This is a genomic window from Paraburkholderia fungorum, assembly GCF_046026025.1.
In the GTDB taxonomy this organism is placed as follows: Bacteria; Pseudomonadota; Gammaproteobacteria; order Burkholderiales; family Burkholderiaceae; genus Paraburkholderia; species Paraburkholderia fungorum_E.
In genome coordinates, this window is the sequence record NZ_JAQQFL010000033.1 from 36,963 (window position 1) to 50,131 (window position 13,169).

Here is a 13,169-nt window from a genome sequence, read left to right on the forward strand (position 1 = left end):
GGAGGCGTTGGCCTTATTGACGGGCGATTGTGTTGGTGCGACGGATCTTGGCCTGCAACTGGATCACGCCGTACACCAGCGCTTCCGCTGTAGGCGGACAACCCGGCACGTAGACGTCGACCGGCACGATCCGATCACAGCCACGCACTACCGAATAGGAATAGTGGTAGTAGCCGCCGCCGTTCGCGCACGAGCCCATCGAAATCACCCAGCGCGGCTCGGCCATCTGGTCGTAGACCTTGCGCAGAGCCGGCGCCATCTTGTTGCACAGCGTGCCGGCGACGATCATCACGTCCGACTGACGCGGACTTGGACGAAACACCACGCCGAAACGGTCAAGGTCATAACGGGCAGCGCCCGCATGCATCATCTCGACCGCGCAGCACGCAAGACCGAACGTCATCGGCCACAACGAGCCGGTGCGCGTCCAGTTGATCAGTTTGTCTGCCGTAGTGGTGACAAACCCTTCCTTCAAGACCCCTTCAATACTCATTTGCTTTCCACTCCAGACGGGGCGGCGAGCCTTGGCCACCCACGCAAACCGGCGATTAATCCATCATTCCCAGTCGAGGCCGCCCTTCTTCCAGATATAGGCGAAGCCCAGCAGGAATTCGAGCAGGAAAATCATCATCGCCATGAAGCCAGTCCAGCCGATATCGCGCAGGGCTACACCCCACGGAAACAGGAACGCGGTCTCAAGGTCGAAAATGATGAAGAGAATGGCGACGAGGTAGTAACGCACATCGAACTTCATGCGCGCATCTTCGAATGCTTCGAAGCCGCACTCATATGGTGCGTTTTTCTCGGTATCGGGCTTGTTGGGACCGAGGATCTTGCCGATGCTGACCAGTGCTACGCCTAAACCGGTGCCCACAATGAGGAACAACAAGACGGGGAAATAGGCTGCGAGGTTCAAGACTATCCTCTATCGGTTGGTTCTGAATGCCGCCAAGAGCATAGCACTCCTGACGCGAAATCACTTCGGCAATGCACACGTCGCAAGCTCAACGCAAGCCGCCCGCCAGAAGTGAAAATGCCAGCCGAAGCGAAGCAAGCGGCTGGCATTTAGATAACATTTGGTGCCGACGGCGAGACTCGAACTCGCACAGCTTTCGCCACTACCCCCTCAAGATAGCGTGTCTACCAATTTCACCACGTCGGCACTAATTGCAATCCGGGAAAACAACTTATAAAACCCGCGAATCGCTTCAAGACTTAGATTGTAACTGGTCTAAACAGTTTGTTCAACGCACAAAAGCACTTTGAACGAAAAATTTATTTCGGAACATCGGTTGCCGGGACGGACGCAGCCGACGCCGGCAACACAGCCGAGCCAGCTACCGGTGCAGACGCGGCAGACGCCGCAACCGGTGCGGTCACAGCCGCGCCCAGCAAGCCTGCGGACGGTTTCGCGCGATACGCACCGAGGTAGGTGAGCGTCAATGTCGTGACAAAAAACACGGCTGCGAGCACGGCCGTGGTACGCGACAAAAAGTTGGCCGAACCGGTCGCGCCGAACAGGCTGCCCGATGCGCCGCTACCGAAAGCGGCACCCATATCGGCGCCCTTGCCGTGTTGCAGCAAGACGAGGCCAATGACCCCAAGTGCCGACAACAGCTGAACGACGATAATCAATGTTTTCAAATACAGCATCACACTCACCTGAGTCTTTATTTAACCGCGCCACACAAATTGTGCCGCGCGGGATTGGGTCATCCTCGCCAAGGCGCCCTGCTTAACCGGCGACGCTTGTCGCGGCCGCCGCCCTGCAGATCGCCAGGAAATCCTGGTCTTTCAACGACGCGCCGCCGATCAGGCCGCCATCGATATCCGGCTCGCGGAACAATTCTTCCGCATTCTCCGGCTTCACACTGCCGCCATACAACAGCGGTACGTCCGCCACCGCCGCACCTTTTGCCGCCAGACGGGAACGCAGAAAAGCGTGCACTGCCTGCGCCTGGTCCGACGTAGCGCTCTTTCCGGTACCGATCGCCCAAACCGGCTCATACGCAACGACGATGCGTGCCGCGTCATCCACTGACAGCTTCGCCAACACCTCATCCAGCTGCGCGCCGACCACCTGCTCCGTCGAACCGGCCTCACGCTCTTCGAGCGTTTCGCCGACACACACGATCGGGGTCAAACCCGCTTCAAGTGCGCGCTGCGTCTTCACCGCAACCAACTCTGAGCTTTCACGATGGTAAGCACGGCGCTCCGAGTGACCAACAATCGCGAGCGTGGCGCCAAAATCCACGACCATTTGCGCCGCAACTTCGCCGGTGTAAGCCCCGTGCGTGAATGCAGAGACATCCTGCGCGCCCCACACGACCTGACTGCCTTCCAGCAACGATTGCGTCTGCGCGAGATAAGGGCACGGTACACACACACCGACACGCACCTCGGCCGGCAATTGGCCCGCACCTTGCGCCACGGCCTGCAACAGCGCTGCGTTCTCGGCGAGGCGCCCGTGCATCTTCCAGTTACCGACTACCAGCTTGGCTCGTTGTTTCGACATCGTCTCGTCTTGTAATGGCGGCGGACTTGGTTTGCGCCTATGCCCGCCTTTCGGATTCATGCGGCGTGCGCAAAACGCGCAATTTTACTGCGTGAGGTGGATCGGGTCAAACCGACCGTGTCAAGCGTCCTGACCCCAAGTCAGCACGATCTTGCCGACGTGCGTGCTGCTTTCCATCAGCGCGTGTGCTTCAGCGGCTCGCCCGGCCGGAAACACACGATGCACCACCGGCTTGATGCGGCCATCTTCGAGATGCGGCCACACATGCTCTTTCAATTGCGCGGCAATCTTCGCTTTGAACTCGATTGGCCGCGGACGCAACGTCGACCCCGTCACCGTCAACCGGCGGCGCAGGACTTCGTTCAGATTCAGCTCCGCCTTCGCGCCGCCCAGCAAGGCGATCAGCACGATGCGGCCACCATCGGCCAGTGCGGTCAGCTCGCGGGGCACATAGCTGCCCGCCACCATGTCGAGGATCACGTCGACACCACGATCGTTCGTCAGCGACTTGATGACCTCGACAAAATCCTCAGTCTTGTAGTTGATCGCACGTTCGGCGCCGAGCGCTTCGCACGCGCGGCACTTTTCGTCCGATCCGGCCGTGGCGAACACGCGAAAACCCAACGCGTGCGCGATCTGGATCGCCGTCACACCGATGCCGCTCGAGCCGCCTTGCACCAGCAGCGTCTCGTTCGGCGCGCCTTCGCCTTTGCCGAGTTGCGCACGGTCGAACACATTGCTCCACACCGTGAAGAATGTTTCCGGCAGCGAAGCCGCCTCGACGTCCGACAAGCCAGCGGGCACCGGCAAGCACTGCAAAAGTGGCGCGGTCGCGTATTCCGCGTAACCACCACCAGCGAGCAGGGCGCACACGCGATCACCCACTTTCAGGCCGAACGGATTGTTCTTCTCGTCGATGGTCCCGCCGACGATTTCGCCCGCCACTTCCAGCCCCGGCAGATCCGAAGCACCCGGCGGCGGTGCATAGCCACCTTTGCGCTGGAACACGTCCGGACGATTGATACCTGACGCCGCCACCTTGATCAGCACTTCGCCCGCTTTCGGCTGCGGCATGGGCCGCTCCGCCAGCTTGAGCACTTCCGGCGCACCGAATTCGGTGATTTCGATCGCTTTCATCTGCGTCAACTCCAAGATTGGATTGCGTTGCCTACCATCGGAAATCGTCTGAGCCGAGACGAAACGCCTCACGCAGACAGAGTACCCGTTTGTGCCGGTTTGCACCTGCCCGCGCCTGCTTGTGCCTGTCGGCAACGCAATCCACCCTGCACCCTTCATGAAAAACGGCCGGCACGCATTCGCGCTGCCGGCCGTCGCCCTTCTACCGCATTACTGCGGCGTCGATTCGCCTTGCGGCGCGCCGTTCGGGGTGTCGTTCAGCAACGCCTTGGCCGACAGGCGCACGCGGCCCTTTTCGTCCGTCTGAATGACCTTGACCTTCACTTGCTGGCCGTCCTTCAGGTAGTCGTTGATGTCCTTGATACGCTCGTTGGCGATTTCGGAGATGTGCAACAGACCGTCCTTGCCCGGCAAGATATTCACGATCGCGCCGAAATCGAGCAGCTTGAGCACGGTACCTTCGTACACTTGGCCCACTTCGACTTCCAGCGTGATGTTCTCGATACGCTTCTTCGCTTCGGCCATCCCTTCGCTGCTGGTGCTGGCGATGGTGACGACGCCGTCGTCCGAAATATCGATCGTCGTGCCGGTTTCTTCGGTCAGCGCGCGGATCACCGAACCACCCTTGCCGATCACGTCGCGGATCTTTTCCGGATTGATCTTGATGGTGATCATGCGCGGTGCGTAGTCCGACAGCACCGTATTCGCGCCCGACACAGCCGAGGTCATCTTGCCGAGGATGTGCATACGGCCTTCCTTCGCTTGCGCGAGGGCGACCTGCATGATTTCCTTGGTGATGCCCTGGATCTTGATGTCCATCTGCAGCGCGGTCACGCCTTGCTCGGTACCCGCCACCTTGAAGTCCATGTCGCCGAGGTGATCTTCGTCGCCGAGGATGTCGGTCAGCACAGCAAACTTGTTGCCTTCGAGGATCAGGCCCATCGCGATGCCGGCGACGTGCGCCTTCATCGGCACGCCGGCGTCCATCAGTGCGAGACAGCCGCCGCACACCGAAGCCATCGACGACGAACCGTTCGATTCGGTGATTTCCGACACGACGCGGATCGAGTAGCCGAATTCTTCGGCGCTCGGCAGGCACGCAGCCAGCGCGCGCTTGGCGAGGCGGCCGTGACCGATTTCACGGCGCTTCGGCGAACCGACGCGGCCCGTTTCGCCGGTCGCGAACGGAGGCATGTTGTAGTGAAGCATGAAGCGTTCGCGGTACTCGCCTTCGAGCGCGTCGATGTTCTGCTCGTCGCCCTTCGTACCCAGCGTTGCAACCACCATGGCCTGCGTTTCGCCACGCGTGAACAGCGCCGAGCCGTGCGTACGCGGCAGCACGCCGGTACGGATTTCGATCGGGCGCACCGTGCGCGTGTCGCGGCCGTCGATACGCGGCTCGCCGCTCAGGATCTGCGTACGGACGATCTTCGCTTCGATGTCGAACAGCACGTTGCCAACGGTAGCCTTGTCCGCAGCAACCGTGCCGGCTGCCGCTGCTTCTTCTTCCAGTTTGGCCGACGTTGCTGCGTAGACTTCCTTCAGCTTGGCCGAGCGAGCCTGCTTGTCGCGGAGCTGGTAAGCAGCGAGCAGATTAGCTTGCGCCAGTTCCGTCACGCGGGCGATCAGCGGCTCGTTCTTCGCCGCCGGCTGCCAGTCCCACTCCGGCTTGCCGCCTTCGGCGACCAGTTCGTGGATCGCGTTGATCGCGATCTGCATTTGCTCGTGGCCGAACACCACGCCGCCGAGCATCACTTCTTCGCTCAGTTGCTGCGCTTCCGATTCCACCATCAGCACCGCGCGTTCCGTACCGGCGACGATCAGGTCGAGGGCCGATTCCTTCATTTGCGGACGCGTCGGGTTCAACACGTATTCGTTGTTGATGTAGGCCACGCGTGCTGCGCCGACCGGGCCGTTGAACGGCAGACCGGACACGGCGAGCGCCGCCGACGCGCCGATCAGCGCGGGGATGTCAGCGGGAATTTCGGGGTTCAACGAGAGGACGTGGATCACGACCTGAACTTCGTTGTAGAAGCCTTCGGGGAACAGCGGGCGCAGCGGACGGTCGATCAGGCGCGAGGTCAGCGTTTCGCCTTCCGACGGACGGCCTTCGCGGCGGAAGAAACCACCGGGGATCTTGCCTGCAGCGTAGGTCTTTTCGAGGTAATCGACGGTCAGCGGGAAGAAGTCCTGGCCCGGCTTGGCGGTCTTGGCGCCGACCACGGTAGCCAGCACAACGGTGTCTTCGATGTCGACGATCACGGCGCCGCTTGCCTGACGAGCGATTTCGCCCGTTTCGAGGCGAACCTTATGTTGGCCCCACTGAAATTCTTTGACGATCTTATTGAACATAGTCATTGCTTTTCCTCTTCGTTATGCCGCGCGGACCAGAAGCGGCGCGGCAACGCCAGGACCGGCACCACAGGGGAAGAGTAGTGTTATGCCATTCCAGAGAACCACGCTCTACGTGATGTACGCGCGCGAACCGCTGGAATGACACAAAGCTCTGCCCTGAAGCCCGGCCGTATTTCTGCCTTTTTGCTGCTTTTTTTACTGCTGCTTTCCTGCTAGTCGCCGCATGAATCGTCACGCCACCGCGGCCAACAGGCGGTGCGCATCACATGAAGCGCACCGTGCAAAAACAAAATGCCTGTATCAGTGGAACTGACACAGGCATCTTGCTGAACGACTGGCCGATTACTTACGCAGACCAAGCTTCTCGATCAGTGCGCGGTAACGATCCGCGTCCTTACCCTTCAGGTAGTCGAGCAGCTTACGACGGCGGCTCACCATGCGCAGCAGACCGCGGCGGCTGTGGTGATCTTTCGTGTGAGCCTTGAAGTGAACGGTCAGTTCGTTGATACGGGTCGTGAGCAGCGCGACCTGAACTTCGGGGGAGCCGGTGTCGTTAGCTGCGCGTGCGAATTGCGCAACGACGTCGGACTTCTTGCTTGTTTCAACTGCGGACATGTCGATTTCCTTGAGAACTAGACAGGCGGTCACGGAAGAAAGGCCGTGCCGTGGATTACCCCCGCGTGTGCAATACATGCAATCTCATTGCAAGCATGCCCCACAACGGGACGCATATTGTAGCACAGCCCGATCCGGCCGCGAACCCTGCTGTACCGGGCGGAATCATGGGCCGCCCGGGTCGGCGCGAGGCCCGCTTTACGGCCGCTTCATCTTGCATACGGTCGACGGCGCCGTGCGCTCGGACGGCAAAGCCAGCACCGTGCGGAAACCGTAGCCTGAACCTTCGTTGTCGAACTTGACGCCCGGCGTGCCGGCTTTATCCATCTCCATGACGTAAAGGGGCTGGATCAGCTGATGGTCGTCGGCCCGCATCCACGAGGCGTGAAAGCCGTTGTCGAACTTGATCCCCTCCAGAGCCCGCGCGACAGCCGTCGGGTCGGCACTGCTGGCGCGGTTCATGGCGGCGGCAAGGGTTTCGATCATCAACGGCATGCGCAGCACCGGGTAATCGTCCTGGGTAGCCGGAAAACGGACGCGAAATGCCGCATACCACGCGTCGGAGGCCGCCCCGCCGGCGTTCGGGTGCCAGTCGGCCACCGCGATCACGTGTTTGACGCCGGCATCGCCCAGCGCGGCCGGCGCGCCAAGGCTATTGCCGTAGAAGGTGTAGAACCGGGTGTCCAGCCCCTGCTCCCGCGCCGCTTTGACGAGCAGTGTCAGATCGTTGCCCCAGTTGCCGGTGATCACCGCATCCGCGCCGCTCGCGCGGATCTTCGCAATGTACGGCGCGAAGTCCTTCACGCGGCCGATCGGATGAAATTCGTCACCCACCACCGCGATGTCCGGCCGTTTCGCGGCCAGCGCCGAACGCGCGAGACTGCTGACATCGTGACCGAAGCTATAGTCCTGGTTCAGCAGATAAACCTTCTTCACCGCCTTGTCGCGCTGGATCACGTCGACCAGCGCGTCCATGCGCATGCCCGCGTGCGCGTCGAAGCGGAAGTGCCAGAAACTGCAATTGGCGTTGGTCAGGGCGGGATCGTCGGCGGAATAATTGAGGAACAGTTCACGATTGCCCGGTTCGCGGCTGTTCTGCTTATCGATCGCGCCGATCAGCGCGGCCGCCACCGCCGAGCTGTTGCCCTGCATGACGTAACCGATGTGCCGGTCAGCGGCGGCGCGCAGTTGCACCAACGCTTCTTCCGCGCTGCCCTTGCTATCGAGTACCACCAGTTCGAGCGGATGCGCGCCGTCGGCGAGCTTCACGCCGCCTTGCGCATTCACCTGCTCGACGCCGAAGCGCAGATTACGCTCCACCGCCGCGCCCGCATTCGCGAACGGGCCGGACATCCCTTCGATCAGCGCCAGCTGGATCGGCGTACCCGTGGGCTTGTCTACCGGCTTGCCTGCCGGACCCGACGCCGCCTCCGCCGCGGCGTGAGACGCCGCGCTCGTCGAAATCGCCGCCAGCGCGACGATTGCCGCTGCTGCCGCCCGTTGCCACTTCGCCATCTTGATTGCCCCGCTTGATTCGTTGAAGCGCGGATCATAGGGCGTTCCAGACGGAATAAGCAAGCCGGCAAATTCGTTAATGTGCCTCCGGCAATGCCTCACACGAAGCGCAAATCTTTTGCTGCCGCCCGTGTCAAAATAATGCGTCTCGATGATAAAAACCGCTACTCAAATGCCATCGGAGGAATTCATGTTCAACCGCCACCCATTCACGGCGGCCTCGATCGAAACACAGCCCGCAGCACGCCTGCGCCGCGCCGCGCTCGTCTGCCTGAGCGCGCTAGCGCTCACGGTTACCCTCGCCGGCTGCGTGCAACCCTGGCAGCAATACACTCAAGGCGCGGACGAATCGACCATCGTCGCCCGTCTCGGCGCACCGCGTGAAAGCTACGATCTGCCCAACGGCGGCAAGCGGCTGATGTGGCCAACCCAGCCAATGGGTGAAACCACGACCGCCGCCGACATCGACGCATCCGGCAAGATCGTCACCGTGCGCCAGGTGCTGCAGCCCAACGAGTTCTACCGGGCTGAAATCGGCAAGTGGACCAAGAGCGATGTACTGGTAAATTTCGGCCGCCCGGTCGAAACGTCGTACTTCCCGTTGATGAAGCGTGAGGTCTGGACGTATCGCTATCTGGAAGACAACGTCTGGTACATGATGTACAGCTTCTATTTCGACGATCAGGGCATTGTGCGGCTCACGCAGAAAACGCCTGATCCGCTGCACGATCCGGATCGCCGCAGCCTGTTCTGAGTCACCGTCCGAACCCGTTGCGCATGAATCTGCGAAGCCGCCTCCTCAGGCGGCTTTTTTTTATTTATGTCGCATGACGGCGAATTTTATTTCGTACTCGGCGGATTTATTTTTTGATAGAAAGGTATTCGTAAGCATTGATTCGGCGTTGCCCGCGTTCCCGGCGGTCCGCGCGCAGCCGTAAATCCGGCCACGAATCGGTGCGCCCCACTTACGGAGCCGCTATCGATGAACCGTCCGAAACGCCTGCTGGTCGCCAACGTCGCATGGGCGCACGAAACCGCCGCGCGCAACCCCGAATTTTTCCGTGATCTGGTGCGAGGTCAGAATCCGCATGTGCTGTGGGTCGGCTGCTCGGACAGCCGCGTGCCTGCGGAAACCATCACGCATTGCGAACCGGGCGATCTGTTCGTTCACCGCAACATCGCCAATCTCTTCCATCCCGACGACGACAACGCCGCGAGTGTCCTCGAATATGCCGTGCGGGTGCTAAAGGTGGGCCACGTGATCGTCTGCGGCCACTATGGCTGCGGCGGCGTGCGCGCCGCGTTGCTGCCGCCGGAACCGACGCTGCCACACGTGAATCGCCGGATCGCGCCGTTATGCGCGCTAGCAAAAGCACATGGCGCCGAGCTCAAGAGTCATGCGCGCGAGCAGGAGCGTGTTAATCGCCTCGCGGAATTGAACGTGCTCGAACAGGTTCGCCAGTTACGCGCGAGTTCGATCGTGCGGGACGCCGACCCGGCGCCGCTCGTACACGGTTGGATCTTCGCGCTCGAGGACGGGCGCATCAAGGTACTCACGTCCGGCTATGAAGCCGACGACGCGATGACCTGCACGACGGCCGCCCATAGCGCCGCCTAGCACGCCCCTTGATCGGGGACCGGCCTGAGTCCGGCGTTTGCCGCATCCGCAACTCCACACATTACCGCACCAACTCCATGAACCTTCGAGCTTTTTTGTCCACGTTTCAGCGCGATCTGCTGGCCGGCACGGTCGTTTTCCTGGTGGCCTTGCCGCTATGTCTGGGCATCGCCAACGCCTCGGGCGTCGAGCCATTTGCCGGGCTCGTGTCGGGCATCGTCGGCGGTCTCGTGGTTGCCGTGCTGAGCGGCTCGCGCTTGAGCGTCAGCGGACCGGCGGCGGGCCTCGTCGTGATCGTTGTCGACGGAATCGCGCAACTCGGCAGCTTCTCCGCGTTCCTGCTGGCTGTGCTGCTGTCCGGCGCGATCCAGTTCGGCTTCGGCATGGTGAAGGCCGGCAGATTTGCGGCCTATGTGCCCTCGCCAGTGATCAAAGGCATGCTTGCGGCGATCGGCGTGCTGCTGATCGTCAAACAATTCCCGTTGGCGCTCGGGCTGTTCGGTTCGAATACGTCGGCTGGGTCGCAAGCTGCCGCTCAGATGGCCGGCAGCGTGACCACCCCGTTCGGCTCGATCTCGCTTGCGGCCTGTGTGATCACGTTGCTGTCGCTGGCGATTCTGGTGGGTTGGGAGACGCGCGCGCTGCGCCGCTTCAAGCTCGTGCGTCTCGTACCCGCACCGCTCGCCGTGGTTCTGCTGGGGATCGGCGCGACGCTGCTGCTCGGCCTGCTCGCCCCGTCGTTGGCGCCGCCTGCCGAGCATCGCGTCGCGCTGCCGTCGCTCGAATCGTTCGGCGCGTTGCGACTCGCCCTTGCATGGGTCGACTTCGGGCCGCACTTCGCGCAACTGGTCAATCCGGATGTCTGGCGCGTCGCCATCACATTGGCGATCGTCGCGAGTCTCGAAACGCTGTTGAGCCTCGAAGCCGTCGAGCAGATCGATCCCGCGCGACGCACCGCGCCGCCGGATCGGGAATTGAAAGCGCAGGGGGTGGGCAATCTGATTGCCGGCGCGCTCGGCGGTCTGCCGATCACCTCGGTCATTGTGCGCAGTTCCGCCAACGTGCATGCGGGCGCACAGAGCCGGCTCTCCGCGATCATTCACGGCGTGTTGCTGCTGGTCAGCGTGTTCGCGCTCACCAGCGTCATCAACCTGATTCCACTCGCCTGCCTCGCCGCCATTCTTATCTTCACCGGCGTGAAACTCGCCAAGCCTTCGTTGTTCGTAGCCGTCGCCAAGCAAGGCTTCGCGCCGTTTGCGCCGTTCATCGTCACACTGGTTGGCGTGCTCGCCACCGATCTGCTGATCGGCATCGTGCTCGGCATTCTGTGCAGCGTGCTGTTCGCGCTGTACGCGAACCTGCGCAGCCCGATCGTGCTCGCGCAACATGGCGACCACTATCTGCTGTCGTTTCGCAAGGACGTGTCGTTTCTCGGCAAGGTGCCGCTCAAGCATTATCTGCAGCAGATTCCCGACGGCGCGACCTTGATCGTCGACGCAACGCGCGCCGACTTCGTCGATCACGATGTGCGTGAATTGCTGGACGCATTTGTCGCCGATGCGCCGCGCCGAGAGATCGCGGTTGAAGTGCGGCACCAGGTGCAGGCACAGGCACGCGCGGCACGCGGGTGGTCAATGCGGCGCGCGGCGACGGAGTAGCGCGAACCGGGATCAAGCACATAACGGGTGCTGCAAAACACAAAGCCCCGTGCTTTTCAGGGCACGGGGCTTCGCGTCAATCCGGTTCAGCAAGCACGCAGCCAGCGCGCCGGCCGCTTCACTCCGAACGTTGCGGATTCAACTTATCGAAGTTCGAATGCAGCTTGTTGAGCGCCGAGATATACGCCTTCGCGGAAGCCGCGACAATATCCGGATCGGTGCCCACACCGTTGACGATCCGCCCGCTCTTCGACAGCCGCACGGTCACTTCGCCCTGCGCCTGCGTACCGGTTGTGATGGCGTTCACTGAATACAACAGCAGTTCCGACCCGCTTCCCACTTCCGTTTCAATCGCATTGAGCGTGGCGTCCACCGGACCGTTGCCGCGCGCTTCCCCGGTGACTTCCTTACCTTCGACCGAGAACACGATCTTCGCGTGCGGCTGCTCGCCGGTTTCCGAATGCTGCGACAGCGACAGGAACTTGTAGTGCTCTTTCTCCTGCGCTTCGGCCGATTCCTCGGTGACGATCGCAATGATGTCTTCGTCGAAGATTTCGGATTTGCGGTCGGCCAGTTCCTTGAAGCGTGCGAACGCGGTGTTCAACTCGCCTTCGCTATCGAGCGCGATGCCCAGCTCCTGCAGGCGTTGCTTGAACGCATTGCGGCCCGACAACTTGCCCAGCACGATCTTGTTCGCGCTCCAGCCCACATCTTCGGCACGCATGATTTCGTATGTGTCGCGCGCCTTCAGCACGCCGTCCTGGTGGATGCCGGACGCGTGCGCGAAGGCGTTCGCGCCGACCACCGCCTTGTTCGGCTGCACGACAAAACCGGTGATCTGCGACACCAGCTTCGAAGCCGGCACGATCTGCGTCGTATCGAGGCCGACATCGAGGCCGAAGTAATCTTTGCGGGTCTTCACCGCCATCACGATTTCTTCGAGCGACGTGTTGCCCGCGCGCTCGCCGAGACCGTTGATCGTGCATTCGACCTGACGCGCGCCGCCAATCTGCACGCCGGCCAGCGAATTCGCCACCGCCATGCCAAGGTCGTTATGGCAATGCACCGAGAACACTGCCTTATGCGAGTTCGGAATACGCTCACGCAGCGTCTTCACGAGTTGGCCGTACAACTCGGGCACGCCGTAGCCGACCGTGTCCGCGATGTTGATGGTGGTCGCGCCTTCGGCAATCACCGCTTCCAGCACGCGGCACAGGAAATCCATGTCCGAGCGGCTGCCGTCTTCCGGCGAAAACTCGACGTCGTCCGTGAACTTGCGGGCGAAACGCACCGCCAGCTTCGCCTGCTCGAACACCTGATCCGGCGTCATGCGCAGCTTCTTTTCCATGTGCAGCGGCGACGTTGCGATGAACGTGTGGATGCGGAAATGATCGGCGGGTTTGAGTGCGTCAGCAGCGCGTTGAATGTCTTTGTCGTTGGCACGGGCCAGCGAGCAGATCGTGCTGTCCTTGATCAGGCCCGCGATCGTATGGATCGAATCGAAATCGCCGTTTGAACTGGCTGCAAAGCCCGCCTCGATGATGTCGACCTTCATCCGTTCGAGCTGCTTCGCGATGCGGATTTTTTCTTCCTTCGTCATCGACGCGCCGGGCGATTGTTCGCCGTCACGCAACGTGGTGTCGAATATGATCAGTTTGTCGGCCATGTCGGGTCTCCTGGGGAGTCGTTCAATTGTGGGGATCGGATATTGGAATTCGGGTGTTTGCGCCACCGTTAGCGACGCTACAAACCACAG

At 61.5% G+C, this 13,169-nt stretch carries 12 protein-coding genes and 1 tRNA gene; 3 read left to right on the forward strand and 10 right to left on the reverse strand.

Annotation, left to right across the window (positions count from 1 at the left end):
- Nucleotides 1-13 precede the first annotated feature (13 nt).
- The 9 genes from PQR67_RS29280 to PQR67_RS29320 form a co-directional block, all read right to left on the reverse strand.
- On the reverse strand, nucleotides 14-493 hold the full coding sequence (locus tag PQR67_RS29280) for a NuoB/complex I 20 kDa subunit family protein (RefSeq protein ID WP_006052903.1): 480 nt from the start codon (nucleotides 491-493) through the stop codon (nucleotides 14-16).
- A 63-nt stretch (nucleotides 494-556) separates the two neighbouring features.
- Nucleotides 557-916 carry an NADH-quinone oxidoreductase subunit A gene (locus PQR67_RS29285; RefSeq protein WP_025496704.1) on the reverse strand — a complete coding sequence of 120 codons (360 nt, stop codon included), beginning with the start codon at nucleotides 914-916 and terminating at the stop codon, nucleotides 557-559.
- 161 nt (nucleotides 917-1,077) lie between these two features.
- Nucleotides 1,078-1,162: transfer RNA gene (locus PQR67_RS29290), tRNA-Leu, on the reverse strand.
- Between the two features lie 113 nt (nucleotides 1,163-1,275).
- Complete coding sequence (secG, locus tag PQR67_RS29295) at nucleotides 1,276-1,653, reverse strand: preprotein translocase subunit SecG (protein ID WP_120345680.1); 378 nt, start codon at nucleotides 1,651-1,653, stop codon at nucleotides 1,276-1,278.
- Between the two features lie 82 nt (nucleotides 1,654-1,735).
- Nucleotides 1,736-2,515, reverse strand: coding sequence for a triose-phosphate isomerase (gene tpiA, locus PQR67_RS29300; RefSeq protein WP_408466331.1), 780 nt, complete (start codon nucleotides 2,513-2,515; stop codon nucleotides 1,736-1,738).
- 120 nt (nucleotides 2,516-2,635) lie between these two features.
- On the reverse strand, nucleotides 2,636-3,652 hold the full coding sequence (locus PQR67_RS29305; RefSeq protein WP_408466332.1) for an NAD(P)H-quinone oxidoreductase: 1,017 nt from the start codon (nucleotides 3,650-3,652) through the stop codon (nucleotides 2,636-2,638).
- Nucleotides 3,653-3,862: 210 nt separating this feature from the next.
- Complete coding sequence (pnp, locus tag PQR67_RS29310; RefSeq protein WP_408466333.1) at nucleotides 3,863-6,010, reverse strand: polyribonucleotide nucleotidyltransferase; 2,148 nt, start codon at nucleotides 6,008-6,010, stop codon at nucleotides 3,863-3,865.
- Nucleotides 6,011-6,349: 339 nt separating this feature from the next.
- On the reverse strand, nucleotides 6,350-6,622 hold the full coding sequence (rpsO, locus tag PQR67_RS29315; RefSeq protein WP_025496081.1) for a 30S ribosomal protein S15: 273 nt from the start codon (nucleotides 6,620-6,622) through the stop codon (nucleotides 6,350-6,352).
- A gap of 198 nt (nucleotides 6,623-6,820) precedes the next feature.
- Entirely contained in the window at nucleotides 6,821-8,137 is a 1,317-nt protein-coding gene (locus PQR67_RS29320) for a branched-chain amino acid ABC transporter substrate-binding protein (protein ID WP_408466334.1), read from the reverse strand.
- Between the two features lie 190 nt (nucleotides 8,138-8,327).
- Between PQR67_RS29320 and PQR67_RS29325 the strand changes: the two genes are divergently transcribed.
- The 3 genes from PQR67_RS29325 (at nucleotide 8,328) to PQR67_RS29335 (ending at nucleotide 11,413) form a co-directional block, all read left to right on the forward strand.
- The gene (locus PQR67_RS29325) at nucleotides 8,328-8,891 is read left to right on the forward strand and encodes a hypothetical protein (protein WP_408466335.1); all 564 of its coding nucleotides are present in this window, start codon (nucleotides 8,328-8,330) and stop codon (nucleotides 8,889-8,891) included.
- A gap of 228 nt (nucleotides 8,892-9,119) precedes the next feature.
- Nucleotides 9,120-9,755: a carbonic anhydrase gene (locus tag PQR67_RS29330; protein WP_408466336.1), complete on the forward strand. Its 636-nt coding sequence runs from the start codon at nucleotides 9,120-9,122 to the stop codon at nucleotides 9,753-9,755.
- 77 nt (nucleotides 9,756-9,832) lie between these two features.
- The gene (locus tag PQR67_RS29335) at nucleotides 9,833-11,413 is read left to right on the forward strand and encodes a SulP family inorganic anion transporter (protein ID WP_408466337.1); all 1,581 of its coding nucleotides are present in this window, start codon (nucleotides 9,833-9,835) and stop codon (nucleotides 11,411-11,413) included.
- Nucleotides 11,414-11,531: 118 nt separating this feature from the next.
- Here PQR67_RS29335 and PQR67_RS29340 read toward each other — a convergent pair whose 3' ends face one another.
- Nucleotides 11,532-13,079 (reverse strand): 2-isopropylmalate synthase, encoded by a 1,548-nt coding sequence (locus PQR67_RS29340; RefSeq protein ID WP_408466338.1) that lies wholly within the window; start codon nucleotides 13,077-13,079, stop codon nucleotides 11,532-11,534.
- Nucleotides 13,080-13,169 lie beyond the last annotated feature (90 nt).